Source organism: Lachnospiraceae bacterium KGMB03038 (assembly GCA_007361935.1).
Classification (GTDB): Bacteria; Bacillota; Clostridia; order Lachnospirales; family Lachnospiraceae; genus Massilistercora.
The window spans coordinates 2,410,247-2,435,979 of sequence record CP041667.1 but is presented as its reverse complement, the minus strand read 5'-3'; the positions used below and the strand labels follow the sequence as shown (position 1 = coordinate 2,435,979).

General features: G+C 48.4%; 24 protein-coding genes and 6 pseudogenes. 18 read left to right on the top strand and 12 right to left on the bottom strand.

What is annotated here, in order from left to right:
* Positions 1-57: 57 nt before the first annotated feature.
* The 5 genes from FND36_11920 to FND36_11900 are packed head-to-tail and all read left to right on the top strand — an operon-like array spanning position 58 to position 3,327.
* Positions 58-696, top strand: coding sequence for a hypothetical protein (locus tag FND36_11920; protein QDW74676.1), 639 nt, complete (start codon positions 58-60; stop codon positions 694-696).
* A gap of 60 nt (positions 697-756) precedes the next feature.
* Positions 757-1,557, top strand: a complete 801-nt coding sequence (locus FND36_11915; GenBank protein ID QDW74675.1) for a MerR family transcriptional regulator — start codon at positions 757-759, stop codon at positions 1,555-1,557.
* Positions 1,554-2,369 carry an ABC transporter ATP-binding protein gene (locus FND36_11910; GenBank protein QDW74674.1) on the top strand — a complete coding sequence of 272 codons (816 nt, stop codon included), beginning with the start codon at positions 1,554-1,556 and terminating at the stop codon, positions 2,367-2,369. Before FND36_11915 ends, FND36_11910 begins: the two co-directional genes overlap by 4 nt.
* Positions 2,366-3,076 carry an ABC transporter permease gene (locus tag FND36_11905; protein QDW74673.1) on the top strand — a complete coding sequence of 237 codons (711 nt, stop codon included), beginning with the start codon at positions 2,366-2,368 and terminating at the stop codon, positions 3,074-3,076. The genes FND36_11910 and FND36_11905 overlap by 4 nt, the downstream gene beginning before the upstream one ends.
* Before the next feature lie 8 nt (positions 3,077-3,084).
* On the top strand, positions 3,085-3,327 hold the full coding sequence (locus FND36_11900) for a hypothetical protein (GenBank protein QDW74672.1): 243 nt from the start codon (positions 3,085-3,087) through the stop codon (positions 3,325-3,327).
* On the opposite strand, the pseudogene FND36_11895 reads toward FND36_11900, so the two are convergent.
* From FND36_11895 to FND36_11885, 3 genes and pseudogenes are all read right to left on the bottom strand, one after another.
* Positions 3,300-4,922, bottom strand: a pseudogene (locus FND36_11895) (DUF4368 domain-containing protein). The gene FND36_11900 and the pseudogene FND36_11895 overlap by 28 nt on opposite strands.
* A gap of 100 nt (positions 4,923-5,022) precedes the next feature.
* Positions 5,023-5,217 (bottom strand): hypothetical protein, encoded by a 195-nt coding sequence (locus FND36_11890; protein ID QDW74671.1) that lies wholly within the window; start codon positions 5,215-5,217, stop codon positions 5,023-5,025.
* Between the two features lie 72 nt (positions 5,218-5,289).
* Positions 5,290-5,592: pseudogene (locus FND36_11885) on the bottom strand (hypothetical protein).
* Here FND36_11885 and FND36_11880 point away from each other — a divergent pair.
* From FND36_11880 to FND36_11860, 5 genes and pseudogenes are all read left to right on the top strand, one after another.
* Positions 5,563-6,465, top strand: coding sequence for a hydrolase (locus tag FND36_11880; GenBank protein ID QDW75623.1), 903 nt, complete (start codon positions 5,563-5,565; stop codon positions 6,463-6,465). The pseudogene FND36_11885 and the gene FND36_11880 sit on opposite strands and share 30 nt — an antisense overlap.
* Before the next feature lie 123 nt (positions 6,466-6,588).
* A complete protein-coding gene (locus FND36_11875) occupies positions 6,589-7,299 on the top strand; it encodes a response regulator transcription factor (protein ID QDW74670.1) in 711 nt (236 codons plus the stop codon).
* Positions 7,296-8,639: a GHKL domain-containing protein gene (locus FND36_11870; GenBank protein ID QDW74669.1), complete on the top strand. Its 1,344-nt coding sequence runs from the start codon at positions 7,296-7,298 to the stop codon at positions 8,637-8,639. Before FND36_11875 ends, FND36_11870 begins: the two co-directional genes overlap by 4 nt.
* Before the next feature lie 131 nt (positions 8,640-8,770).
* Positions 8,771-9,721: a CPBP family intramembrane metalloprotease gene (locus tag FND36_11865; protein ID QDW74668.1), complete on the top strand. Its 951-nt coding sequence runs from the start codon at positions 8,771-8,773 to the stop codon at positions 9,719-9,721.
* A 34-nt stretch (positions 9,722-9,755) separates the two neighbouring features.
* A pseudogene (locus tag FND36_11860) lies at positions 9,756-10,331 on the top strand (heavy metal translocating P-type ATPase).
* Between the two features lie 171 nt (positions 10,332-10,502).
* On the opposite strand, the gene FND36_11855 reads toward FND36_11860, so the two are convergent.
* The 5 genes and pseudogenes from FND36_11855 to FND36_11835 form a co-directional block, all read right to left on the bottom strand.
* Positions 10,503-11,750 (bottom strand): IS256 family transposase, encoded by a 1,248-nt coding sequence (locus FND36_11855; GenBank protein ID QDW74667.1) that lies wholly within the window; start codon positions 11,748-11,750, stop codon positions 10,503-10,505.
* Positions 11,751-12,452: 702 nt separating this feature from the next.
* Positions 12,453-13,010: pseudogene (locus FND36_11850) on the bottom strand (plasmid recombination protein).
* Between the two features lie 183 nt (positions 13,011-13,193).
* Entirely contained in the window at positions 13,194-13,589 is a 396-nt protein-coding gene (locus FND36_11845) for a replication initiator protein A (GenBank protein QDW74666.1), read from the bottom strand.
* A gap of 111 nt (positions 13,590-13,700) precedes the next feature.
* Positions 13,701-14,114: a conjugal transfer protein gene (locus FND36_11840; GenBank protein ID QDW74665.1), complete on the bottom strand. Its 414-nt coding sequence runs from the start codon at positions 14,112-14,114 to the stop codon at positions 13,701-13,703.
* A pseudogene (locus tag FND36_11835) lies at positions 14,104-14,284 on the bottom strand (hypothetical protein). The gene FND36_11840 and the pseudogene FND36_11835 overlap by 11 nt, the downstream one beginning before the upstream one ends.
* A gap of 166 nt (positions 14,285-14,450) precedes the next feature.
* Between FND36_11835 and FND36_11830 the strand changes: the two are divergent.
* Both FND36_11830 and FND36_11825 read left to right on the top strand, forming a co-directional pair.
* A complete protein-coding gene (locus tag FND36_11830) occupies positions 14,451-15,251 on the top strand; it encodes a helix-turn-helix transcriptional regulator (GenBank protein QDW74664.1) in 801 nt (266 codons plus the stop codon).
* A gap of 95 nt (positions 15,252-15,346) precedes the next feature.
* Positions 15,347-15,964, top strand: a complete 618-nt coding sequence (locus tag FND36_11825; GenBank protein ID QDW74663.1) for a class I SAM-dependent methyltransferase — start codon at positions 15,347-15,349, stop codon at positions 15,962-15,964.
* A 41-nt stretch (positions 15,965-16,005) separates the two neighbouring features.
* Here FND36_11825 and FND36_11820 read toward each other — a convergent pair.
* Together FND36_11820 and FND36_11815 are read right to left on the bottom strand one after the other, a co-directional pair.
* Positions 16,006-16,244, bottom strand: a pseudogene (locus FND36_11820) (hypothetical protein).
* Between the two features lie 495 nt (positions 16,245-16,739).
* Positions 16,740-17,072, bottom strand: coding sequence for a helix-turn-helix transcriptional regulator (locus tag FND36_11815; GenBank protein QDW74662.1), 333 nt, complete (start codon positions 17,070-17,072; stop codon positions 16,740-16,742).
* Positions 17,073-17,215: 143 nt separating this feature from the next.
* Between FND36_11815 and FND36_11810 the strand changes: the two genes are divergently transcribed.
* The 3 genes from FND36_11810 to FND36_11800 are packed head-to-tail and all read left to right on the top strand — an operon-like array spanning position 17,216 to position 19,015.
* Positions 17,216-17,764 (top strand): flavodoxin family protein, encoded by a 549-nt coding sequence (locus FND36_11810; protein QDW74661.1) that lies wholly within the window; start codon positions 17,216-17,218, stop codon positions 17,762-17,764.
* A 17-nt stretch (positions 17,765-17,781) separates the two neighbouring features.
* On the top strand, positions 17,782-18,417 hold the full coding sequence (locus FND36_11805; GenBank protein ID QDW74660.1) for a peptidase: 636 nt from the start codon (positions 17,782-17,784) through the stop codon (positions 18,415-18,417).
* Positions 18,418-18,430: 13 nt separating this feature from the next.
* On the top strand, positions 18,431-19,015 hold the full coding sequence (locus tag FND36_11800) for a GNAT family N-acetyltransferase (GenBank protein QDW74659.1): 585 nt from the start codon (positions 18,431-18,433) through the stop codon (positions 19,013-19,015).
* Here the strand turns inward: FND36_11800 and FND36_11795 are convergent.
* Both FND36_11795 and FND36_11790 read right to left on the bottom strand, forming a co-directional pair.
* Positions 18,960-20,720, bottom strand: coding sequence for an ABC transporter ATP-binding protein (locus FND36_11795; protein ID QDW74658.1), 1,761 nt, complete (start codon positions 20,718-20,720; stop codon positions 18,960-18,962). The genes FND36_11800 and FND36_11795 overlap by 56 nt on opposite strands.
* Positions 20,713-22,458: an ABC transporter ATP-binding protein gene (locus FND36_11790; GenBank protein ID QDW74657.1), complete on the bottom strand. Its 1,746-nt coding sequence runs from the start codon at positions 22,456-22,458 to the stop codon at positions 20,713-20,715. Before FND36_11790 ends, FND36_11795 begins: the two co-directional genes overlap by 8 nt.
* 76 nt (positions 22,459-22,534) lie before the next feature.
* Between FND36_11790 and FND36_11785 the strand changes: the two genes are divergently transcribed.
* From FND36_11785 to FND36_11775, 3 genes are all read left to right on the top strand, one after another.
* Positions 22,535-23,425, top strand: a complete 891-nt coding sequence (locus FND36_11785; protein ID QDW74656.1) for a LysR family transcriptional regulator — start codon at positions 22,535-22,537, stop codon at positions 23,423-23,425.
* A 62-nt stretch (positions 23,426-23,487) separates the two neighbouring features.
* On the top strand, positions 23,488-24,924 hold the full coding sequence (locus FND36_11780; GenBank protein QDW74655.1) for a GHKL domain-containing protein: 1,437 nt from the start codon (positions 23,488-23,490) through the stop codon (positions 24,922-24,924).
* Entirely contained in the window at positions 24,902-25,654 is a 753-nt protein-coding gene (locus FND36_11775; protein ID QDW74654.1) for a response regulator transcription factor, read from the top strand. Before FND36_11780 ends, FND36_11775 begins: the two co-directional genes overlap by 23 nt.
* Positions 25,655-25,733: the final 79 nt, after the last annotated feature.

Sequence of the window (25,733 nt, the reverse complement as noted above, 5' to 3'; positions counted from 1 at the left end):
TAAAAATAAGCATGTTATACTAAGGACAAAAGAAAGATAAATCATCCAGGAGGAATCATGTTTTTATCAGAGAAGGAATACAGACACGCAGTTGATCTAATGTCGGGAAGAGAGCCCAAAAGCCGGCTGCTGGAAGAGTTGGGAGAGTGGTTCCAGGGAACGTTCCATCAGACGCTGTACGACTATATCTGTGATCAGACAAATCAAGGACGGCTGAGGCTGCGGATCCTTTTGTGGGATCAGGAAGCGAAAAAGAAAATGATGAGGGGCCTGAATCTGGATGAAAAGAAACAGAAGAAAATAGCCAAAGAATTTTCAGCCCTGTGTAAGAAATATAATATCCACCGGGAGTATCAGGAATCCCAGGCGATCTTTGTAAGCTATGAAACTCTTGCGGATGAGATCAGGAAAAGACTGCTTAAGCAGGTTTCCGGGGAAATCCAGAACCTGCGGGAACCGGATGTATGGAGAATCGAGATCTTGTTTGATACAATTCATGTTTTCTTTGAGACGGAGGATCAAAGAAGAGACCATGAAGCGGATGGAACCTGCGAAAGAATCGATCAAAAGATGACGGATATCGTAAAGAAAGCAGATAAAATGGGAGTGTTTCAAGATGGGGTGAAATGTATCTTTTCCAGCCGTCAGACACTGGATGAGAAATATAATGGAAGTATGTTTTATTACAGCAGGTAAAAAAGGCCTTGCTCATAACGTAACGTCATGAATTATAATAGGGGGAGAAAGGAGAAGGATATGGAGAAAAAACAAACGGCCCCTATCGAGTTCATGACGGTGGGGGAACTGGCAAAGAAGATGGGAACCACCGTCCGCACCTTACAATATTACGACAAAGAAGGACTGCTCTCCCCTGCCGCTGTAAGTGAAGGTGGGCGCCGGCTTTATACTCATAAGGATATGATCCGGCTTCACCAGATCCAGGCGTTAAAATCTCTGGGATTTTCTTTAAGTGACATCAAAACCCGCCTGGTCTCCTTAGATACGCCCAAAGAAGTGGCAGAAGTCCTTACCCAGCAGGCCCAGGCAATCCGGGAGAAGGTCGGAGAACTTACAGAAACTCTGTCCGCGGTGGAGGCGCTGAGAACAGAAGTGATCCAGATGCAGGAAGTAGACTTTAAGAAATATGCGGATATTGTTGTCAATCTCAGAATGGATAATGAATATTACTGGCTGATCAAACACTTTGATGATGCCATGCTGGAACACATCCGCAATCAGTATGACCAGGAAAGCGGGCTGGAGTTTATTCACCGCTTTAACAAGCTGAATGACCAGATCTTAGAGCTTCGGGAACAGAAATTGCCGCCGGAGGATGAAAGAGTCCAGAATTTGGCCGCAAAGTTCTGGAACATGGTCATGGAGTTTACCGGAGGAGACATGAGTATGCTGCCGAAGCTGATGGAATTTGGCAATCTGAAAGACAGCAATGAAGAGTGGACCCGGAAACAGGCTTTGGTAAATGAATATCTGCAGCCGGCTTTGGAACTGTATTTTCGGAAATCCGGGACAGATCCTTTTGAGGAGGTACAGCCATGACTTGCGCAGTCCAGATCTTAGAGCTAAAGAAAAGCTATGGCAGCCAGGAAGTGCTAAAGGGGCTCTCCTTTGCGGTGGAACGGGGCGAAATCTTTGGGATCCTTGGAGTCAATGGAGCGGGGAAAACCACAGCTTTGGAGTGTATCGAAGGATTTCGGCGATACGAGAGCGGGAAGATCAAAGTGAATGGAAGCTTGGGCATACAGCTTCAGTCCGCCGCCCTGCCGCCTTACATCCGTCCCATGGAGGCAGTCCGCCTGTTTGCGAAGTGGAAGAAAACCAAGGCGGATCCATCAGTGCTGAAGGCTCTTGGAATCTATGATCTGGGAAAGAAACCCTATCTGGAATTGTCCACCGGACAGAAACGGCGGCTCCACCTGGCGCTGGCAATGACAGAAGACCCGGATATTCTTTTCCTGGATGAACCAACGGCAGGATTGGATGTAGAGGGAAGGAACGCTCTTCATAAAGAAATCCGCAGATTAAAAGAGAAAGGAAAGACCATACTTCTGGCCAGTCACGATATGGCGGAAGTAGAAGAATTGTGTGACCGCATACTGATCTTGAACCAAGGCCGGGCAGCATTTCTTGGGTCCACAGAGGAACTGGCTCTCAAGATGGGGAAACGTTACCAGATCAAAATCAAGACGAAATCCGGAGAAGCGAGCTATACGGCGGACAATATTGAAGAGACCCTTCTGAAGATTTTGGAAGAGTATGGGACAAAAGATGAGAAGATCCAGGATATCCAGATCAGCAGGGGAACGCTGGAACAGCATTTTATGGAATTTGCAAAGGAGGGGAAAAGATGAGCGGACTGTTGTATGGAATCCGATTGCAGTTTCAAATGGATATCCGCAGTAAATCCATGCTGGTGACTTGTTACCTGGTGCCGCTGTTATTTTTTGCGGTCATGGGAGGGATTTTTACCTCTCTTATGCCGGAAGCAAAGGCCACATTGACCGCCTCTATGACGGTTATGGGCGTGTCTATGGGAGCGCTGATCGGAGTGCCGCCTTCCCTGACGGAACTTTACGGAACAGAGGTGAAGAAGCTGTACCGGGCAGGCGGCGCGCCGCTTTCCTTTGGCTTGTTTTCCCTGACGGTTTCCACATTTTTGCATCTGCTGCTTATGAGCGGGATCATCCTTGCCGCCGCGCCCTATGCGTTCGAGGCAGAATGGCCGGATGATCTGGGAGTGTACCTGATAAAGCTTGCTTTCTTTTTGATCGTTTCCATCAGTGCTGCCTGTGTGCTGGGGCTGGCAGTGAAAAATCAGGCCAAGCTTACCATGCTGAGCCAGGTGGTTTTCCTGCCTTCGATCCTGCTGTCTGGGATCATGTTTCCAGCAGACCTCCTGCCAGAAGGGTTGGAAAAACTGGGAAAATTATTCCCTGCTGCATGGGGATACCGCATATTGACAGATAAAGGACTCCGCGCAGATCATATTCTGCCTTTGTTTATCATTTTTGTGGCTGCGGTGGCCGCATGTATTGTATTATTGAAGAGAAAGGAGTGAGAATACATATGGAAAAGGAAGAGAGACTGGAAGCATTTGAAAAAATGCTGAAGGCAGTGCAAGAAAATTACGAAAACACGGATGTGAAAATGAAAAAATTAAAAGCGGAAGGAAAGGAAAAATCCGCAACCTACCGCCAGTTAATGGGAAATAAGCTTCAGTATCAGAATATGATCTCCCCGTTTCCCTTAGTTAAAGATATTGTTGGGTATCTCAAGATGTGTCATTCGATTTTGCCGATAAAGCGGTAGAAGATTTCTACCTCCTGTTCCCGGCTTCCGTCCTCACTTTTGACCGCTTCATGGACAAGGATTTTTTCAATCAGCGTATTCAGAAGTTCAGCCGTCAATTCTGTGGGATTGACATACTGTTTCATCAGACCTATCCACTTTTCAGCGTCAACCGCTGTCTGGGCGGCGGCCTCCATCGCTTCGTGAAGCCGTTCAATTTTTGCGTCCAATTCTCGCTGTTCGCCCTGATACTTTTCGGACAGCATATTGAAATTGTATTCTGTAATGCGTCCGGCAGACCAGTCCTCATACATTTTTGCAAACAGGGTGTCTACTTCTGCTTTGCGCTTTTCCGCCTTTTTCAGTTCGGCTGTCTGCCGCTTCCTTGCAGTATTGCGTTCCTTGTCGCTGGCGTTAAGTAGCCGTTTCAGAAGTTTGTCCCCGTCCTGCTGTGCCAGCACAGACCAGTATTGCAGACGGGAAAGGACATAGGCGTAAAGCACATCATAACGGATATAGTGCATGGAACACTGGTGCAATCCTTGCCCGTACTTGCTACAATGGTAGTGGGCATAGGGATTTTTGTTCTGACTGTTCACACCATAGGCCAGCGACCAACCGCAGTCCGCACATTTTACCAGCCCGGAAAATATCTGCGTTGTGCCGTTCTTCTGCCGTCTGCGCCTGTTGCAAATCTGCTCCTGTACTTGACGGAACACATCTTCGGAAATAATCGCTTCGTGGGTGTTCTCCACACGATACCATTCCTCTTTTGGCTTGCGTACTTTCTTCTTGTTTTTGAATGAAATGTTGGTCTGCTTATTGTGGACGCTGTGTCCGATATAGGTTTCCTCTTTCAGAATACTTTTTACCTGCGCTATCGTCCACGCATAGGCTTTTTACTCCGGCGCTCCGGCATAGATATTTGCGAAAGTGCCGTATCTCTGGAAATTCAGCCAGCCGGGAGTAGGCACTTTTTCTTCGACCAAAATCCGTGTAATGCTGGCGGCTCCCCGGCCATGAACGGCAAGGTCAAAAATCTTTTCGATAATCCACCTTGTTTCCGGGTCAATCAGAAGATGGCCTTTCTTATCCGGGTCTTTGACATAGCCCAGCGGGGCATAGGCTCCATAGTGTGCGCCATTTGCAAACCGTGTCCGCATGGCCGCTTTTACCTTTTTGCTGGTCTGGCGGGCGTGCATTTCATTCAGAATGTTGAGGAATGGGGCAAGCTCATTCTCTCCGTTGATGGTGTCCACATTGTCATTGACAGCGATATAGCGGACGCCTTTGCTGGGAAAGTAGATTTCCGTGTATTGGCCGGTCAGAATGTAGTTTCTGCCTAAGCGGGATAAATCCTTCGTAACAACGCAGTTGATTTTCCCGTCCTCAATGTCATCAATCATTCTCTGAAAATCCGGCCTGTCAAAGTTCGTTCCAGACCATCCATCGTCGATATATTCATCTATGACATTCAGGCCATGCTCGGCGGCATATTGCCGGAGCATCATGCGTTGTGTCTGAATACTCCCGCTTTCTCCTTGCAGTTCATCGTCCCGGCTCAATCTCATATAAAGCGCCGTGTTGTAAATCGTAGTATTGTAAGGTTGTTTCACCGTTAAAAATCCTCCTTCTAAAGAAACAACCCACGCTTACAATACTTTTGCTCTATGGCAATTATATCATAAGCGTGGGCGTGTTATCAATGATGGGCTATCAGGTTGAAGCGGCTTTTTCTGCGGTATGCCGCACCACATCTACAATCAGATCACCGAGGGGTTTCCCGCCTGCGGCGAAGTGTTCGGAGATTTTTATACGGTTGTTCCCACATACAAAATACTGCGTGCCGTTCTCTGTTTGTATGACCTGCCCTGTCCGGGGTGTAAAAATATCGCTTTCGCTTTTTGCCATCCAGTGTCCTCCATATTCAGTTTTCAATGTACAATGCCGCACAGGGGCGGCGAAAATTTCTGCTTATATCTATCACCTTTCCTTTACCGTGTTCCGCTGCTGCCGTTTCAGTTCCGCCAGTATATCCGGCGGGATACGGTCAACCAGCCGCTGTAAATTGTCCAATTCGCTTTTCAGCTTTGCCCGTTCCATCGTATCTTTCATCTTGCCTTTTTCACTGGCCTTTGCCCTTGCTTCCAGCTTTTCATTTTCCGCTAACAGGTCATTGATTGTGACCTGTTAGCGGAAAGTGAAGCGGAAGATCTGCAGGCACAGCTGACCGAGCTTTTGGACAAAGTCGGAAAGATGGAGGAAAAGCTGATCGAGACAGGAGAGAAGATCACGCAGACACAGTCGGATCTGGAAGAAGCACAGGCAAAAGTAGAACAGCAGTATGCAGACATGAAAGTCCGGATCAAGTATATGTATGAAAATGGGGAATCGGATCTTTGGGAAGTCTTTTTAGAGGCGAAGGATTTCTCGGATTTTCTGAATAAGGCAGAATATGTAAGCAATGTGCACTCTTATGACAGGCAGCAGCTGGAGGAATTAAAGAAGACGCAGAACGAGATCCAGGAATTAAAAGACACGCTGGAAACAGAACAGGCAAGCCTGGAAAGCCAGCAGGCAGACTATGAGGAGCAGGAAACCCAGTTAAATGCGCAGCTGGAGGAGACAAAGGCCCAGATTGCAGACTATGATGAACAGATCCAGGCATCTGCAGAAGCGGCGGCACAGGAGTCGATAGCCAGAGAGGCTGATAATACGGACACTGCTTCGGAAGAAAGTTCCGGGGGTACTACGGATGGCGGCAGCAGTTCCGGAGGCTCCGGCAGTACATCAAACAGCGGATATACAGGAAGTTCCAGCGGAAATACGTCTGTGGCACAGACCATTGTAAATGCGGCATACAGCCAGCTGGGCGTACCCTATGTTTATGGAGGGACAACGGCGGGTGTAGGCTTTGACTGTTCAGGGCTGGTACAATACTGCCATGCAGTAGCGGGAATCTCTTTGCCGAGGACATCCCAGGCGCAGGGAGGCTGTGGCATAGCGGTCAGTGACCCGCAGCCTGGCGATCTGGTATGCTACGGAAGCCATATTGGAATTTATATTGGAAACGGGCAGATGATTCACGCGCCTCATACTGGAGATGTGGTGAAGATTGCAAGTGTATACGGATCTCCATGGTATCGGCGATGCTGGTAAAATTGAATATAAGTATATGGGAAACGGCGGCACGGAAGAAACCCGTGCCGCCGTTTTGCAGTAATATCAGTTTCGCCAGAAGAACATTTATGCTAGAATGGTAAAAAACGTAAGAGGGGGATAATGATGAGAATCGGGATCTGTGATGATGAGCCGGTTTTTCTGGAAATCATGCGAAAAGAGCTGGAGGCGTATTACCGCAGCCTGGATCTGGAGGTGCGGGCGTTTTCTGACGGAAAGGAGCTTGAGGAGGCGGTAAAAAAAGAGCCGTTTTCTTACACCTGCATTTTTCTGGATGTAGAAATGCCGGGGATGAACGGATTTGAGACGGCAAAAGCATTGCGGGACGCAGGATGTCAGGCGCCGGTGATCCTTCTGACCAGTCATCGTGAATATGCGCCGGAAGGATATGAGGTTGGAGCCTTTCGTTTTCTCACGAAACCTCTGGAAAAAGATAAGCTGCACCGTGCGCTGGAGGCAGTGGAAAATGAGAAAAGGGACAGGGGGCGTCTGCTGGTCAGCCAGAGCGGAAGAGAATATTATCTTCCGCTAAATGAAATTTTATATTTTAAAAGTGAAAATGTATATCTGGATATACAGACGGAAAAAGGTCGTTTTCTGGTTCGGAAAAAATTAAAGGAACAGCTTGCAGAGTTACCGGAAACAGCTTTTTTTCAAGTGCACAGAAGTTACATTGTAAATCTGGAAAAGATACAGTCTTTTGACGGGAAAGAGGTCGCTTTGGCAGACGGAAGCAAGATCCCTGTGGGGAGAGGGAAAAGAGCGGCGTTTCAGGGGGCGGTGATCCGATATCTGAAAGAGGGAGATCAATGATGGGAGCAAAATGGGGGATGGTAATCTATAACTGTATATCTGCAGCGGAGATCCTGCTGGCGCTTGTGTGTATCAGCAGAGTGGTTTACCTGGAGCCGGGAATGTCGGGAAGAAGGAACAAGATCCTGTTTGCAGTAGCGTTTCTTGTGCCAACGCTGTTTGTGCAGATATGTCCGGGAATGAGCAAGGATATCTTTTCGGCTTTCCCTGTTTGCTTCTTTGCTGTTTACATGGTAATCGTAAGAAGGGAAAAAAGAATCCGGGGAATATTCCTGACGGTTCCTGTGCTTGGGTTCCTGATGGGGATCGTATCCGTATTTTATGCGGTCCCATATACGCTGACAGGGAAATATCCGTCAGAAGGCGGATGGCTGTATGCAGTGGATGCGCTGTTCTGGATCGCTGTTTTGATCATTTACTGGAAACGAGACGAGACCGTGCACCTGCTCCGGCTGGATGAGCCTTACCGGAGGCTGGGGAAGTGGGAGCGAAACTTTCTGCATGCGGCGGGGGTGTTTTTGTTTGTGATAGGAGCGATGCTGATGGCGGTCACACAGACGGGCATATCCGGCACTGCGGCCAGAGTGATTACCGGATTTGGAAGCCTTGCGTCGGTGTTTTTGGAAATGTCTGTGGTCATTTTGGTATGGCAGGGGAATCAGAAAGACTATTACCAGTATATGACTACGATAGGAGAGCATTATCTGCAGGCTGAGCTCCGGCATTTCCGGGCATACCAGGAAAGGGAGACCAGGGTGCGTAAAATGCGCCATGACATGAGGAACCATCTGCTGTGTCTGAGAGAGCTGGCGGAAAATGGAAAAACGGAGCAGATTAAGGAGTATCTGGGGGAGCTTTCGGGAGCCTTGCGTGAAACAGAGCAGACAGTATACAGCGGAAATGAGATTGCGGATGCAATTATTAATGAAAAGGAAGTGCTTGCAAGGGCGGGCGGCGTCAGGATCAGCCTGGAAGGAAGACTTCCCGAGGAGATTACGATAAAAGCGACAGATCTGTGTACGATTTTTGCCAATGCGCTGGATAATGCATTAGAAGCAGTGAAAGATCTGGAGGAAAAATGGATTGATATCCGGATCAGGCAGCAGGGGCGGATGCTGTTTATCACATTCCGGAATCCCACGGAGGAGAAAGAAGTTGTGCCCCCTGGCAGTACCAGAAAAGAAGATCCGGAAAATCACGGATTTGGGATCCTGAATATGACCTATGCGGCAAAAAAGTATCAGGGAAGTGTGCAGTGCAGGATTGAAACTGCAAAAGGCACAAGAGTGTACAGTACAGAGATTTTACTGCTTTTGCCGGAGAAGGAGCGGGAAGCCTGAGCTCTCCGTGTGCCGTTTACAACATACAGAGCACCGTTTGCAACGAAAAACGGGTGCTCTGTTCTTTTTTGCCTTATAGTAAAAAGCGAAAAGAAAAGGATTTGAAAAGTTAAGGCAAAAGGAGAGACGGAATGAAGAAAGAAATAAAAAAGCTGGTGAATCAGATATCAAGAGATGTTCTGGTTTATTATGTGCTGTTGGCAGGGGTAACATTTACATTTGCAATCGTAAGGAGTGTGATGATGTTATCCAGGGCAGGAGGCGGTGAGACCGGGACAGTGGTTGCGGAATTGGGCAAGAGTGTAAGAGCGCATGCGGGAATCCTGAGTATTGCGGGAACTGCGGCAGGGCTTTTGTTCCTGTTTTTCCGGTATCGTAAAAGAGGAAGTCTTAAAAGGATGTGGCAGGAGAGAAAAGAGATGAAGCTGCCTGCATTTCTGCGTATTTTCTGTGTGTTTATGTCCTGTCAGGTAATCTTTATGGCGGCAGCAGCACTGGCGGAAGCAGCATTAAATCCCCTGGGATACACGTTGGCGGAAGCAGCACAGAACGCTACGGCCATCAGCGGGACGCTGCCGTTATTTCTTTATACCGCACTGGTAGGGCCTGTGGCAGAAGAAGTGGTCTTCCGGGGATTTATCATGGACAGGCTGCTCCCCTATGGCAAAGGATTTGCGATTGTTTTGTCGGCAGTACTGTTTGGCGTGATGCACGGAAATTTCCTGCAGGGGCTGTTTGCGTTCGGGGCAGGGCTGGTATTTGGCTATGTTGCGGTGGAATATTCTCTGAAATGGTCTGTTGTGATCCATGTAATCAATAACATGGTATTCAGCGATCTTCTGGGGAGAGTAACAAAGCAGCTGCCGGAGACAGCCAGGTCGGCTGTAGAGTACGGGATTGCGCTGGCGTTTTTTGCAGCGGCATGTGTAATCCTGTTCCGGAAAAGAAATGAAATCCGCGGCTGGTGGCAGGAAAACCGGCCGGAAAAGAGATACTGGGTCTATGCGTTTACCGCTGTATGGATGATTCTATTTATCATCATGGAGATTTGCGTGGCCATGGACGGCGTGGGCCGCATCTAATATTCATTTATGAAGACGGGCAGGCAATCTCCAAATTGCAAGATTCGTCCTGTATCTCGTACCGTATCTGATCATCGGGTATGACATTTTGCTGAAGGCTTTCAAAGGGATAAAAAACCGCCAGATGTTTGATGAGAATTTTTTGATGGCGGTTGCCACGGTCGGAGCCATTGCTATCGCACTTTATGAACAGAGCGGAGACTATACAGAAGCGATTGCCGTTATGCTGTTTTATCAGATCGGGGAGCTGTTTCAGAGTTACGCGGTGGGTAAGAGCCGGCGAAATATCAGTGAACTGATGGATATACGGCCGGACTATGCCAATGTGGAGCAGGACGGAAAGCTTGAGAAGGTGGATCCGGACGAGGTGGAAATTGGAAGCGTGATCGTGGTGCAGCCGGGAGAGAAGGTTCCGATCGACGGCGTGATCCTGGAGGGATCCTCCACATTGAACACCAGCGCGCTGACAGGAGAAAGCATCCCGAGAGAGGCTGCTGCAGGGGATGAAATTATCAGTGGATGTATTAATATGACAGGGCTTTTGAAGGTAAAGACTACGAAAGAGTTTGGGGAATCGACGGTTTCCAGAATCCTGGATCTGGTAGAAAATGAGACCGTTTCAAGTTTTGTGTAAACTAAAAAAACTGATATAAGATATGTTATTAGTTACTTTGGGCAGAGCCGATTTTTTGAGGTCCTGCCCCTGCTTGTATTATAATGCAGTTTCCAGACATGTCAAGCAGAGCTGGCTTGGCCAGCCCTGCTTGACCACAGAAACGGCTTATAATCCAGATAATCGTTCTTCAAAAAATATCTCCAGCTGCGAATGGATCTGTCCCCAATCCTGTCGGTGGCCTGTCCATTTTTTCGTGATATCCATCATGGCCAAATACAGCATTTTTAAAAGGCTCTCATCGGAAGGAAACACTGTCTTGGATTTTGTGACTTTCCGGAGCTGGCGATTAAATCCCTCAATTGCATTGGTAGTATAGATCAGACAGCGGACCGCTTCCGGGTACTTAAAATAAGTCGAAAGATTCACCCAGTTATCTTTCCAGGATTTCGCTATTTTCGGGTATTTTCCGCTCCATTTGTCATCAAAGCTGTCCAGCTCTGCTAATGCGATTTCTTCTGTTGGAGCCGCATATACACGTTTCAGATCAGCCATCAGGGGCTTGAGTTCCTTATAGGAAACGAACTTCGTTGTATTCCGAATCTGATGAATGATGCATTGCTGGATTTCTGTCTGGGGAAATACCGCCTCAATTGCCTGAGGAAATCCTGTCAGCCCATCCACACATGCAATCAGGATATCTTCTACCCCGCGGTTCCTTAGCCCGTTCAAAATGGAAAGCCAGAATTTCGCGCTTTCGTTTTGGCCCACATACATGCCAAGCACGTCTTTATGTCCTTCCATGTCAATCCCAATGGCGATATAAACCGCACGTTTTACAATCCGGCCTTCATTGCGCACATGGTAATGGATGGCGTCCATGAAAACCACGGCATAAATCTCTTCCAATGGCCTTTCCTGCCATTCTTTCACAATGGGAAGGATCTTATCAGTGATTCGGCTGATGGTGCTGTCAGAGATTTCGATGTCGTATAGTTCACGCATATGGCTTTCAATATCATTCGTGGTCATTCCTTTGGCATACATAGAGATGATCTTTTCCTCCATGTCCTGAGTGACAGTATTCTGGTATTTCTTGACAATCTGCGGTTCAAACTCGCCTTTCCTGTCCCTGGGGATGTCGATTTCCATGTCTCCATAGCTGGTATGCATTGTTTTCTGAGAATGTCCATTTCTGGAATTATCCGTTTCCTTGTTACGATAATCATACTTAGAATAACCTAAGTCCTCGTCCATCTCCTGGTCCAGAACACCTTCCAGAATGATGGACATCATGTCCCGCATGATAGAGTTAACATCTGTCCCATCTTTGACTTTAACATTGTTTTCTTTCATGTAGTTGCCCATCATTTCTCGAAGGGCTGCTTTTTGTGGGGTATCCTTTTTCCTTGCCATAAAATAAACCTCCAAACTGGTAAGTCTATCTTACATCAGTTTGAAGGTTTACACAAACTTTGGGATACTCCCTAGAAAATGCCAGTTCAAGAAAGTCCAGATCTGAAGAATTTATATCCAGATTTGCAAGGATCTATACACCGGCGGTTTGTTATGCGGCACTGGCCCTTGCATTTCTTCCTCCGTGGGATTCCGGAATGTGATAAACAGCATCCGCCCCTGCTGCCTGATCCGGATATCAATCCATTTTTCCTCCAGATCTTTCACTGCTTCTAATGCATTATCCAGCGCATTGGCAAAAATCGTACACAGATCTGTCGCTTTTATCGTAATCTCCTCGGGAAGTCTTCCTTCCAGGCTGATCCTGACGCCGCCCGCCCTTGCAAGCACTTCCTTTTCATTAATAATTGCATCCGCAATCTCATTTCCGCTGTATACTGTCTGCTCTGTTTCACGCAAGGCTCCCGAAAGCTCCCCCAGATACTCCTTAATCTGCTCCGTTTTTCCATTTTCCGCCAGCTCTCTCAGACACAGCAGATGGTTCCTCATGTCATGGCGCATTTTATGCACCCTGGTCTCCCTTTCCTGGTATGCCCGGAAATGCCGGAGCTCAGCCTGCAGATAATGCTCTCCTATCGTAGTCATATACTGGTAATAGTCTTTCTGATTCCCCTGCCATACCAAAATGACCACAGACATTTGCTTCCGGCCTGTCTTGCTGGCACTTTCCCCACGCTCCAAGTCGGGATATTTCTCTACCATATAGGCGTGAAAATCGTCCTGCCACTTCGTCAGGTTCGCCCGGTTGCAGATAATTTCCTTTGCACACAGGCGGTTGTCCTTTGTCAGCGGAACAAAGGTCAAATGCAGGTGGGGCGTTTTCTCGTCCATGTGTACCACCGCCGACACGATATTTTCCCGGCCTACCCGGCCAATGAGGAAGTCCGCCGCCCGCTGGAAGAACGCCTGTATCTCCTTTGGGGATTTCCCCTTGAAAAACTCCGGGCTGGCAGTTATCAGCGTATCGACAAACCGTGTACTGTCTTTCCTTGTCCGGCATCCGGCCTGCTCGATACGGCTCTGAATGAAGTGGTAATAGCGTCCCTCCGGCTTGACGATATGGAAATTGTATTTGCTCCGGCTTGTGTCAATGTCGGGGTTGCTGGCATATTGTTCTTTCTGTCTTTCGTGATGGGCTTCCAAAGGCCTTGCTGGGTTGCCCTTGTGCTTCTTAAACCGCAAAATTGCGTGTTGTGCCATTCTGCTCCTTTCCCCATTCCTTTCCTATCCGGGGTTTTCCACAGGGAAAATCCCGCCGGAATTATCTCTGATACGATAAGAATGGAATGGATATAAATCAGTCATTTTAATCTTTGTATTTCTATATACCGTCCGGTTTTCATACTTCAGGAGGGCGGTTTCCGTACTTCATGGGTACGGTTTTCAGTCCTCCGGCGTACCAGAACCGGATTTCTTGAAGTCGGTGTTTGGAACCGCTTCATAGGATTTTGGGAAAATGCGGTTGGGTTTTCCACAGCCCTGCTTCTGGATTTCCACCAGTCCGGCGTATTGCAGTTCCCGCAGGGTGTTCACCGCTTTCTGCCGCCCACAATGGAGCAGGTCAACCACTTCGCAGATAGGGTAATACAGGAAAATCCGTCCGCAGTCATCCGCCCACCCATTCTTGCGGGACAACTCTGTCCGGCGCAGGATAAATGCGTACAGAACCTTTGCCTCGTTGGACAGGGGCCTGAATGTGGGGGCTTCAAAGAGGAAATTTGGGAGCCGGGTGAAGCTGAACGCCTTTTCCGGCTGATGGATATAGATGGTATTTGTCATAGTGCGTTTTGTGGACGGTTAGAAGCCCGTTTTCCGGGGTGGGCGATACTTTATACCACCTGCCCCGGTTTGGGGCTTGCGGAGCCTGATAAATCAAGGCTTTTTTCGCTCCTAACTGTCCACAGCAGACCTCCTTTTCCGTTCACTTTCTGTTTTCTGTCGCCTGTGAACTCTGGCGGCACAGCCGGGGCAGTATTTTGCCCGGTTGGATTTGGGGACGAACACGCCGCCGCAGACCGCACAGCGTTTCAAGTCCCTATCCCGGAAAATCTCCGCTTCCAGCGTTCCGTCCAGCGGCAAGACCGACCAGCGGAACCACTTACAGCAGACCGAGAAAGAAATCGTCTGCGGGCAGGTGCAGGTGTCCCCATCGTCAAGGACAATGCAGTTGCCGTCCTCACAGCAACAGCACTCCCGGCGTATCAGGCTGGCCGCCTGTTTCCTCTGCGCCGGTGTCATGCGGTAAAGGGAACCGTCCGGCCTGCGTTCCAGCGGCGGCAAGTCTTTATAGGGGTTATCTCTCATGCGTTCCCTCCATTTTGCTTTCCGTTGCCGTTCCTCCGAAAAGGTTTCCTGCCCCATTCCTGCGGCGTGTTCCGGCGTTGGCACGCTCCCCATACTTCGGGACATTTTGTCCCGAAGTCCGGCTCCTTGCGGTGCTTCCCCAGCCGGGGTATCCCTTTTCGGACGGTCATTCTGTTTTCAAGGTGCTGTCCATCGATGAACTACCCTAAGTCTACACGAAAAAAATGCAATCCCCGGAATTTTGCGAGAATTGCATTTTGATGAAGTTTACACTTTGGAAATTGCATTTTTGCAATCATTCTGTATAATGGAAGTATGCGGAGGAGGTGCGTATCTATGGCTTTACCCGGAACACCCGGACAGCGGATTTCCGATTTATGCAACGGGAACCACATCACACAAAAGGAACTTGCGGAGAAGATAGGCGTTTCCGCTTCCCAGTTGAGCCGCATTGTCAGCGGCGAAACGAGAACAGCCAGCAGTGATATTCTCATGGGTGTGGCAAAGGAATTTAAGGTATCGACAGACTACATACTGGGCTTGTCCACCGTGAGCGTCCGTAAAAGCTACGATATTTCTGAATTAGGCTTGTCCGAGGGAACCGTGAGGGGGCTTGTGACGGGTGCTGTTGATGTGCAAATTCTCAACCGCCTGTTGGAACACAGGAATTTTCCCAAGCTGATAGATTTGATACGGATTTATTTTCAGGACACGGCGGCAAAGGGGATAATGGCACGAAACCAGCTTATCGAGATAGCAACGGCTTCCCTGTCCGACCTGATGAAAGAACACCCGGAACACCGGGCGGAAGCAAAGCAGGATTTACAGCTTTTGAACGCCCAAAAGATGGGGGAACATGAAGCGGAGATTGAGAAAATCAAAAATGTGTTCCTCACTATCCTGCGGGATATTAAGAAAGACATTGACAACGGGGAACAGCCGGGAGAAGCTGTGACCGCCGCTATGTTCCAAGCCATGCAGGACGCACTGGCGGAGCAGAAACAAAACCCGCTTTCCATTGACGATGTAGCGGCGATGGTTGCCGGACAGATCGGACAGCTTGCGCCGATGGACAACGAAACTGCCGACCTGTTCCAGCAGTTAGCGAAGAAGATGATTGAGCAGGTGGGAAAGTAATCATAAAAAAAAGAAAATAAAATTCTCGTTGTCCGCAAAAAGAAAATGTGATATAATGCAGTTAGCTAAAGCTAACCACGAAAGGAGCATTATGTATGTCTTTTTTTCAAAATACTTGTAAGCCCAAAGGGATTGGCGGCAAAATTATGGTTAATATGATGAATACGGGACATTCATCTATGGCTGAATGGGGATTTACGCATATAGAAATTAGAAATAATTACATATGTCTGGATATTGGGTGTGGCGGTGGAGCAAATGTAAAAAGGCTATTGGCAAAAACTCCATACGGCAAAGTGACTGGTATTGATTATTCAGAAATTAGTGTAATAAAATCCCAAAAAATCAATAAGGAAGAAATAGAAAATAAGCGTTGCGAAATCTTGCAAGGTAATGTAATGAAACTTCCTTTCGGAAATGAAACTTTTGATATAATTACTGCGTTTGAAACAATATATTTTTGGCCTGATATTAATGAGGCATTTAAGCAAGTATATCGAGTTTTGAAAGGCAGCGGAACTTTTATGATTTGCAACGAATCAAATGGTGAAAATTCCAAAGAAGAAAAGTGGACTAAGATTATACAAGGAATGAAAATATACAATTCTGAACAAGTAAAAAAATCTTTAGAGGGTGCTGGTTTTACAGACATAAAAATACACAAAAATAAAAAAGGCTGGCTCTGCGTAGTTTGTAAAAAAGATAAGATGTAAGATAACTATTGTTTTCTCAATAGCAAAGCCTGCCGAGGCAGTCAACGGTCAAGATGAACGGCGCATTTCATGCGCCGCCGTTGACAGTCCCGCCTGTCTTTGCTGATGGGCAATCAAGGCGGGAAAGCCCTAAAATGGCTTCCCGCCCATTTCAATTTTTAGAAAAGAAACGCTCCAAAATCAGAAAGAGGCGGCCAAGCACTTTGGGGGATTGGCCGCCTTGTCCACCCATTTAGCGGGACGGCGGGCGGCGGTCAAGGCCGGGTGTAAATCCGTTCATTTCAGCCTTGACAGTTGCCCGCTGTCCTGCTACTTTTCCGGGAGTGTGGTCACAACTTCGGGACACTTTGTCCACAAGTTGGAGCGTAGGACGAGGGACGGGGCTTTCATATACGCCCTGTCTGCCGATGAAACCAGACCTGCGCTTGCGGCTCCACGCCACGCAAGCACAGCCCTGTTTTCCTGCCACTTCAAATGCCCTTGCCCTCCCCGGCGGCAACGACATTTTCACGGCAACGCCGACAGAGCGTATAACACACTACACTTTGCTTTGCAAAGTCGTGTGCCAAATGGGGGCGTTGCCCCCTTTGGAAACCCCCACAAGAAAAGGCGGTACGCTACCCCCCCTCCACGGGGCGCATACCGCCTTTTCTTGTTATCCAGCCCTCCGGCTGTATCAGTTGAGCAAAAGTCAGCGTGGGATTGATGCGGTATCTTTAACTTTGGGAAAGTCCTCTATCAGATCTACGGTCTTCTGGAGGAAGACGAAAAGAAATCATAAGCGGTTTTTGTCTCCCCACTCGCACATCCCGTCCAGAATCGGGATAAGAGACTTGCCCCGCTGGGTCAGACTGTATTCCACTTTGGGAGGAATCTGGGGATATTCTTCCCGGTGGACAAGCTGGTCCGCTTCCAGTTCCTTTAAGGTGGAACTAAGTGTTTTATAAGAAATTCCTCCTATATATTTCTTCATTTCGTTAAAACGGACCACCCCAAATTCCATTAAGGTATAGAGGATGGTCATTTTGTATTTCCCGTTGATCAATGACAGGGTATAGCTGAAACCGGTTGTATCCAGGCTTTCTTTAGATATGCATCGCTTTCCCATAGTATACTCTCCTTTTGGTAAGTATTAAACCTTAATGTAAGTACCTCACTTTAATGTGCGTACTTGTTTTTAATATTATTCTTGTTAAGATTATAGTATCAGCAGAAGAAAAAGTCAAAATCTTTGTCAGGAGGAATCAAAAGATGAGTAAGAAAATCGTAGTTTTAAACGGAAGTCCCCGTAAGAAAGGCAATACTTCAGCTTTGGTCAAAGCATTTACAGAAGGAGCGCAAAGCGCGGGCAATACAGTGACAGAGTTTTTCCTGGACGGTATGGAGATCCATGGCTGCAAGGGATGTTTTGGCGGGCACAGCAGCCGGGAATGTCCCTGTGTCCAGAAGGACGATATGGCGAAAATCTATCCGGCGGTAAAGGAAAGTGATGTGATCGTACTGGCTACTCCGCTGTATTACTGGAATATGAGCGGACAGCTCAGAACTGCCATAGACCGGTTATTTGCCCTGGAAGAGGGTGACGGGAATCTCCTGAGAGGCAATGGAAGAGCCTGCGCGCTTCTCATGGCTGCCGAGGGCAATGGATTTGAAGACGTGGTGCTCTATTACGATCACCTGATGGAGCATCTGCGCTGGAAGAATCTGGGTCATGTCCTTGCGGGAGGGAATATGGATATAGGCGATATTGAAGGAAAGCCAGAGCTTCAGGGAGCATACGATCTGGGAAGATCCATCTAAGGGAGGAATCAGTCTCTATGAAGAAAATCTTATTGGTGTCTATGCTTTGCAATGTGACGGATCTGTTGAAGAAAGCAGAACCGGAACTGGCGGGAAAGACCGTTATATACATTCCGACGGCGGCTATCGCGGAAGCGGCCGGAACGGAGGGCTGGGAAGAATGTATGAAAGAAATGACAGAAGCGCAGACCCGGATGCTGGAAGAACTGGGGCTGAAGGTGGAAGAGCTGGAAATTTCAAAAGCTCCTTTGGAGCAGATCCAAGCCAGTCTGACAAGGAATGACTTGATCTTTGTCGGCGGAGGCAATACCTTCTTTTTACTCCAGGAATTAAAGCGGTCCGGGGCGGATAGGATCCTGGTCCGGGAAGTAGAGAAGGGCAAATTATATATCGGTGAGTCGGCAGGGGCCGTGGCGGCGGCGCCGGATATTGGATACTGCGCCCAGATGGATGAGCCTTGGAAGGCGCCTGATCTGACAGATTACTCCGGTTTGAACCTGGTGGATTTCTATGTGGTGCCCCATCTTGACCACCCGGAAATGGGAACGGCGGCGCAGGAGATCATTGAGAAGTACGGGAACCGGATGGAATTAAAGGTCATCAATGACGAGCAGGCGATATTTGTAGAAAACGGGCAAGCAGCGCTCTTATAGGATGAAAGAAGATATGGGAAAGATAGAGATCAGGACGGCTGAACTTAGAGACGCCAAAAGACTTTTGGAGATTTACGCTTATTATGTGGAGCATACGGCTATTACCTTTGAATATGAGGTCCCTTCCCTGGAAGAGTTTCAAAACAGGATCAGAAACATATTGGAAAGCTATCCCTATCTCTGCATCTTGGAGGATGGAGAGATCCAGGGATATGCCTACGGGGGAGCGTTCATTGGGCGGGCCGCTTATGCCTGGTCGGCGGAGACAACGGTGTATATCGCCCGTGACGCGAGAAAACAGGGGCTGGGAAGAAAGGTATATGAAGCGCTGGAAGCGGCATTGAAAGAAATGGGAATCCGAAACTTATACGCCTGCATCGGGTATCCATCAAAGGAGGATGAATACCTTACGAAAAACAGCGCCCAGTTCCACCGCCATCTGGGATTTGAACAAGTGGGAGAGTTCCATAACTGCGGCTATAAATTTGGCCGTTGGTATCACATGATCTGGATGGAAAAGATCATTGGAGAACATGGAAACATCAGCCTTCCACCGCGAACTGGCTGTTATAGAGATCATAATAAAAGCCTTTCTTAGCCAGCAGTTCTTCATGGGTGCCCTGCTCGATGATATGCCCCTGGTTCATGACCAGAATCAAGTCTGCTGTCTGGACGGTGGAGAGGCGGTGGGCAACTACGAAGCTGGTACGCCCCTGCATGAGTGTCTCGAAGGCACGCTGGATGCGGATTTCCGTCATGGTGTCGATGGAGGAAGTAGCCTCGTCCAGGATCAGCATGGGCGGCAGGCACAGCATGATGCGGGCGATGCAAAGAAGCTGTTTCTGGCCTTGGGACAGGTTGCCCCCTCCTTCTGTGATGAGGGTGTCATACCCTTTTGGCATACGCATGATAAAACTGTGGGCATGAGCCTTTTTCGCCGCGGCGATGACTTCTTCTTCCGCGGCATCCGGACGGCCGTAGGCGATATTGTCCCGGATAGAAGCGGAGCGCAGCCAGGTTTCCTGAAGCACCATGCCATAGCTGGTGCGCAGAGACTGGCGGGTGATCTGCCGGATATCATGTCCGTCTACCTGGATGGAACCATTTTGAACGTCATAGAATCGCATCAGCAGATTGATAAGAGTGGTCTTTCCACAGCCGGTAGGCCCTACAATGGCAATGCGCTGTCCAGGCTTGACCGACAGATTCAGATCCTGGATGAGAGGAACCTCCGGCGAATAAGAGAAGTCCACATGTTCCAGGAGGATCTGTCCCTCTGGTTCCGTCAGTATGATGGCATCGGAGGGTTCTCTGGGCGCGGAAGGTTCATCCAGAAGCTCAAAGACCCTGGCCGCGGAAGCAATGGAATTCTGGAATTCTGTCAGTACGCTGGTGATGTCGTTGAAAGGCTTGGTATATTGGTTGGTATAGCTTAGAAAACTGGAAAGCTGTCCAACCGTCAGCGCCCCGGAAATGGCGGCAAAGCTTCCAACAATGGCTACGCCGGCGTAGATAGCCGAATACATAAACCGGGTAGTGGGATTGGTGATAGAGGAAAAAAAGGTAGCCTTTAACGAGTACTGTGCCAGCCTTTGATTGATCTCGTCAAATTCCCGGCAGGCGTCCGTTTGGTGGTCAAAGGCCTGCACGACTTTCAGCCCTCCTAACATCTCATTGGTAAATCCAGTCAGTTCTCCGCGGGTTTCAGATTGTTTCTTAAACATGGCAAAAGATTTCTTGGAAATAAAGCTGGCCACCACGAAGGAGAGGGGGCTTAGGGCAACAACGATCAGGGTGGTCCAGGGGTTGATGCTCAGCATAAAGAGGATAGTGCCCAAGATGGTAGCCACTCCGGTGAAAACCTGAGTAAATCCAAGCAGGAGACCGTCAGAAAACTGGTCAATATCCGTAACGATCCGGCTGATCAGATCCCCAGAAGGATGGCGGTCCACATAAGACAGAGGAAGTTCCTGCAAATGGTTGAAAGCCTGGATTCTGAGATCCCGGACGATGCGGTAGGTGATCTTGTTGTTGATGTGGTTCATGACCCATTGGGCCGCGGCAGTTATGGAAATGGAGACCAGGATGCCGCCTATGACAGCCAGTAAGCTGGCAAAATCCACCTGCTCTTTTCCCGCGACAGCGTCTACGCCCCGTCCCGTCAGGATAGGGATATAGAGGGTCAGCCCTACTGTAAGGAGTGACAGCAGCAGGGAGAGTACCACAAGAAGTCGATAAGGCCGTATATACCGGAAGATCCGTTTTAGGGTCTGCCGGTTTTTTTCTGTAATTTTTTTACCCATGTGAGAGGACCTCCTTTCCGGCAGACTGAGATGCGCAGATTTCCTGGTAAACATGGCAGGACTCCAGCAGCTCTTTGTGAGTGCCGTATCCAACGGGAACTCCATCATCCATGACCAGGATATGGTCTGCGCCGCGGATGGCGGAGACCCGCTGGGAGATGATGAATACCGTCATCTGTTCTGTACTTTCTTGAATGGCTTTGCGAAGCCTGGCGTCAGTGGCGAAATCCAGAGCGGAAGCGCTGTCGTCCAGGATCAGGATCTGGGGACGGCCGACCAAGGCTCTGGCAATGGTGAGCCGCTGTTTCTGTCCGCCGGACAGGTTGCTTCCGCCCTGCTGGATCATAAGGTCCAGCCCTTTTTTCTTACTGTCTACAAATTCTTTTGCCTGGGCGGCGGCAAGAGCCTGGTAGATCTCTTCATCGGTGGCATCCGGCCGTCCCCACTGCATATTTTTGCGCAGAGAGCCGGAGAAGACCGTGGCTTTCTGGGGAACAACGCCAATCTGTTCCCGGATGGAAGAAGGCCGCAGCGTCTTTACGTCCCGGCCAAACAGGCGGATCGTCCCGGAAGTGCAGTCATAAAACCGGGGGATCAGATTGGCCAAGGTTGTTTTCCCCGAACCGGTGCCTCCGATGATGCCGATGGTATCGCCGGGCATGGCGGTAAAACTGATGCCATGGAGTGTTTCGTGTCTGGAACCGGCATAAGTAAATCCCACATTTTCAAAGGAGACAGCCGGAACAGAAGAGGCGGAAGCCGCGCTGGAAAGAGATTCCCCTGTATCCGAAATAGACGGCTGTATCTCGAAAATGGCGTTGATCCTGCCAAGGCTGGCAAGAGATCTGGACAAAAGAATGATGAGATTGGCCAGCTTCACAAGCTCTGTCAGGATCTGGGACATATAGTTGATAAGAGCAATGACCTGGCCCTGGGTAAGACTGCCGGTGTCTACCTGCCGTCCGCCAAAGTAAAGGACGGCGATGATCCCAAGGTTGATGAGCACATAGGTCAAAGGATTCAAAAGCGCGGAGATCTTCCCGACAAAAAGCTGTTTCTGGTATAATTCGTCTGTCTCCTGGCCAAAACGGTCCATCTCTTCCTGCTGTTTGCCAAAGGCCCGGACAACCCGAATACCCAGGAGATTCTCCCTGGTGCTAAGAAGCACTCTGTCAAGCTGCTTCTGCACGTTCCGATAGAGAGGCATACTAACGAGAAGGATGGCGAATACCACGATCAAAAGGGCGGGGATAACGACCGCAAAGGGAACAGCCGCTCTTACGTCTACGGTAAAAGCCATGATCATTGCGCCGAAGACGACAAAAGGAGAACGCAGAAACAGACGGAGGAACATGTTTAATCCATTCTGCACCTGATTGACGTCATTGGTAGTCCGGTTGATGAGGGTGGAGGTGCCGATGGCATCGATCTCCTGATAAGAAAATGTGCTGATATGGGCAAATAAGTCGCTGCGTATGGAGGCGGCTGTATATACAGAAGATTTGGCCGCGAAATACTGGGCGGTCAGGGCAAACGAGAACCCTACAACGCCAAGAAGTATGAGAAGTCCGCCCATTTTCCAAAGATAGGGGATGTTGTTTTGGACAATTCCAACATCGATCATCTGGGCCACTACTAAGGGGACGAAAAGCTCAAACGTGGCTTCCAGCATTTTAAAAAGAGGAGCCATGAGGGTGATGAATCGATGGGGTTTTAAATAATGTAATAATTGTTTCATTTTTGATTCCTTCCTGGTATCATAAAGTGAAAAGGCAGTTTCTATTTTAACATGACCTGGCGGAAAGGGGAAAGGTATGAAATTCTATCAATTAAAATATTTCCAGACGGTATGCAAATATAACAATCTGACCAGAGCCGCTGAGGAACTCCATATTTCCCAGCCAGGTCTGACCCATGTGATCCGGGAACTGGAACAGGAATTCGGCCTTACCTTATTCCACCGTCAGAATAAGGGTCTGATCCTGACGGACGAGGGCCGCCAATTCCTGAACGAGGCGGAGCTTCTGCTGGAACAGACCGATACTTTTGTCAGCCGCATGAAGTTCCTTGGGAAAGCGGACCAGGTGATCCGGTTCGGCCTTCCTCCGGCCAGCGCAGCGCTGTTCTTTCCTCCTATGATCCAGGAATTTCACCGCCAGTATCCGCAGATCAAGGTCAATGTTGTGGAAGAGGGAAGTATTGCGAACCGCCAGAAGATCCTGGATGGAAAGCTGGATGTGGCGCTGCTTTCTTCCGATTCTCCGGTTTCTTCCGCATTTGGCCATTATCAAGTGGGAGTCACAAGAATCTGTCTCTATCTTCCAAAAGACCATCCTCTGGCCGGGAAAGAAATGGTCTCCGTAAAGGACTTCTGTGAGATCCCGCTGGTATTATTTTCTGAGGATTCCTTCCTGACAACAAACAGTCTGAAGATCTGCACTCAGAATGGGGTTTCGCCGAATGTGATCTTGACCACTAACCAGATCGCGGTGATCCGGCAGTTGATCGAGAACCGTACGGCGGGGACGCTTCTGTTCCGTGGAACCCTTCCGGAGAGCGGCCAGTACCGGGAGATTCCGGTGCTGGAGTTCCAGAAAGTCTACATTTACCTGGTGTGGAATCAGTACAATCCGGTGGGGACGGCGGTAAAGCGCTTCATCGAGGCGGTGGAGACGGTATATCCCAATCCGGTGGACCATTCTTAATTATAGTGGGAAACAGAGGGAAAGTCCAATATCTAAAAAATAGTCTGTGATAAATAAAATTGATGGCAGATGACATAAAGGAGCAAAAAATGGAGTATACGTTTGCGACTACATTTTTCTTAAATATTCCTCTTGCTACTGTGGAGTATCTGATCTGTATCTTGCTTGCGGGAGCTTTGCTGGATCAGAAGGCGGACTGGAAGAAGGCAGTTCTTTTGTGGATTCCTTACATTTTACTGCTGATCATTCCGGCAAGCTTGTTTTTTGTCCTGGATCTTTACGGGAATTTTGGAGTCTGGCTGGCAGAAACCTATCTGGAAGCGGCCTGCTTTGGCTTAGTATTAAAAGGCTTTTATCAGACTGGCTGGATCAATGGGTTTGTGACCAGTGCGGCAGTGGTGTTTCTGTATGGGATCTTCCAGGATCTGGAAGGTTTATTCCTGACAGGAAACTATGACCTAAGTGTGCCCAAAGATTTGGCGATCTATATGGCGGCGGAAAGTGTTGTACTTCTTCTGCCGGCTTTTTTTGCCGCCTGGTTTATCCGGCGAAATGACCTTTGCGAAGAATATAATAATTTTTTGTCTACCAATACAAAGATGCGATACTGGAAGCTTATGTTTCTCATGCTTCCGGCGGTAAAATCCCTGACCATAGAACTGGCCAATGAACGGCTGGTCCTGAATAACTCCAACCCTGTTATCTCGCTATTGTTCCTGCTGCTTTTGTATGGAGTGGTCAATCATACCTTTCGATGCGAGATGCAAAAGAGAAAGATTGAAGAACAGAATCTAAATTTAAGCCAGCAGGAATTTTATATCCAGACGTTGGAGCATGTACAGAAGGATGTGCGGATCTTCCGCCATGATTTTAAAAATATGATGGCAGGAGCGATTGTTCAGGCAGATGAAGGAAATCTGCGGGCCGTGCAGGAGTTTATTTCTGAACTGACCGGAGATTTTGAAGGGCGGATCGGGAAGAAGATATTTCAGATCTCTCAGCTTGGAAACATCCATATTCCAGAACTAAAGGGGTTGCTGGCGATGAAGATTGCCCAAATGCAGGAGAGAGAAATACCTGTGCGGCTGGAGGCGGAACAACCGGTGACAGATGTGGGAATCCCTGTTCGGGATTTGTGCCGGGCAGTAGGGATTTTGCTGGATAACGCAATGGAAGAGACAGAAGTATTTCAAAAAAATAAAAAAGGACAAGGGAAGATTTCGCCGGAGGTAGCTGTATTGTTTTACGAAAGTCAAGAAAGTGTCAGCATATTGGTGAAAAACCCCGTGCGGGAAGCGGTGCCTCTGCCTTTGCTGGGGAAAGAGGGATATTCTACAAAAGGCGAGGGACATGGAACGGGACTTGCCAGTCTCCGGCGTATTGTTGAATCTTATGATATGATGTGGTGGAGAACGAGTCAAGCGGAAGGGTGGTTTGAGCAGGAACTGGTGATCGGCAGATGGAAAGGGGAAAGAAATGGTTCCAATATATCTTTGTGACGATGATCCTAAAATTCGTAGAATGATTCGCGAGAAACTGGAGAGGGAGATCTTGATTTCCGGTTATGATATGAAAGTTGTGATGGATACAGGCAGCCCAAGGGAGTTGCTTGCTGTTGTGGGAGAGAGTGGAAAAAGAGGAATTTATTTTTTAGATGTGGATCTGAAAGACCAGGAATATACAGGTTTTACTTTGGGACAGGCTCTGCGGGCTATAGATTCCAGAGGATTTTTGATCTATGTGACAGCCTACCGGGAACTGGCTTTTGAAACTTTTCGGTATAAGGTAGAAGCGTTGGATTATATTGTGAAAGAAAATCAAGAAGAAATGTTTCAAGATGTCCGCAGATGCCTGCAGGTATCGGCAGAGCGGATGAAACAGGAGCAGGAAGAAGACAGACCCTATTTTACAGTAAGATTCATGGATACCGTGCGTCATGTGCCCATGGAAGAAATCCTATATTTTGAAACCGGGGACAAAAGTCACAGGATCATTCTACGGACCTTGACAGAAAGTATAGATTTTACCGGAAGTATCCAGGAACTGGAACAGACGTTGGGGAGACAATTCCTTCGGGTCCATCGGGCCTATTTGGTAAATACCCGGCAGATCAAGGGATTGGATATGAAGGAAAGGAAGATTCTGTTTCCCGATGGAAAGACTTGCTATTTTTCTCGTAATAAGAAAAAAGTTCTGCTCCAAGTGATGGAAACGAAGATTTCCATTTAAGCACGAAAGCGGCCGTTTCGGCAGAACGCCTCCAAAGGTCTGGCTGATGTGAGAAGATATGGAATCATGGAAAGCTGCT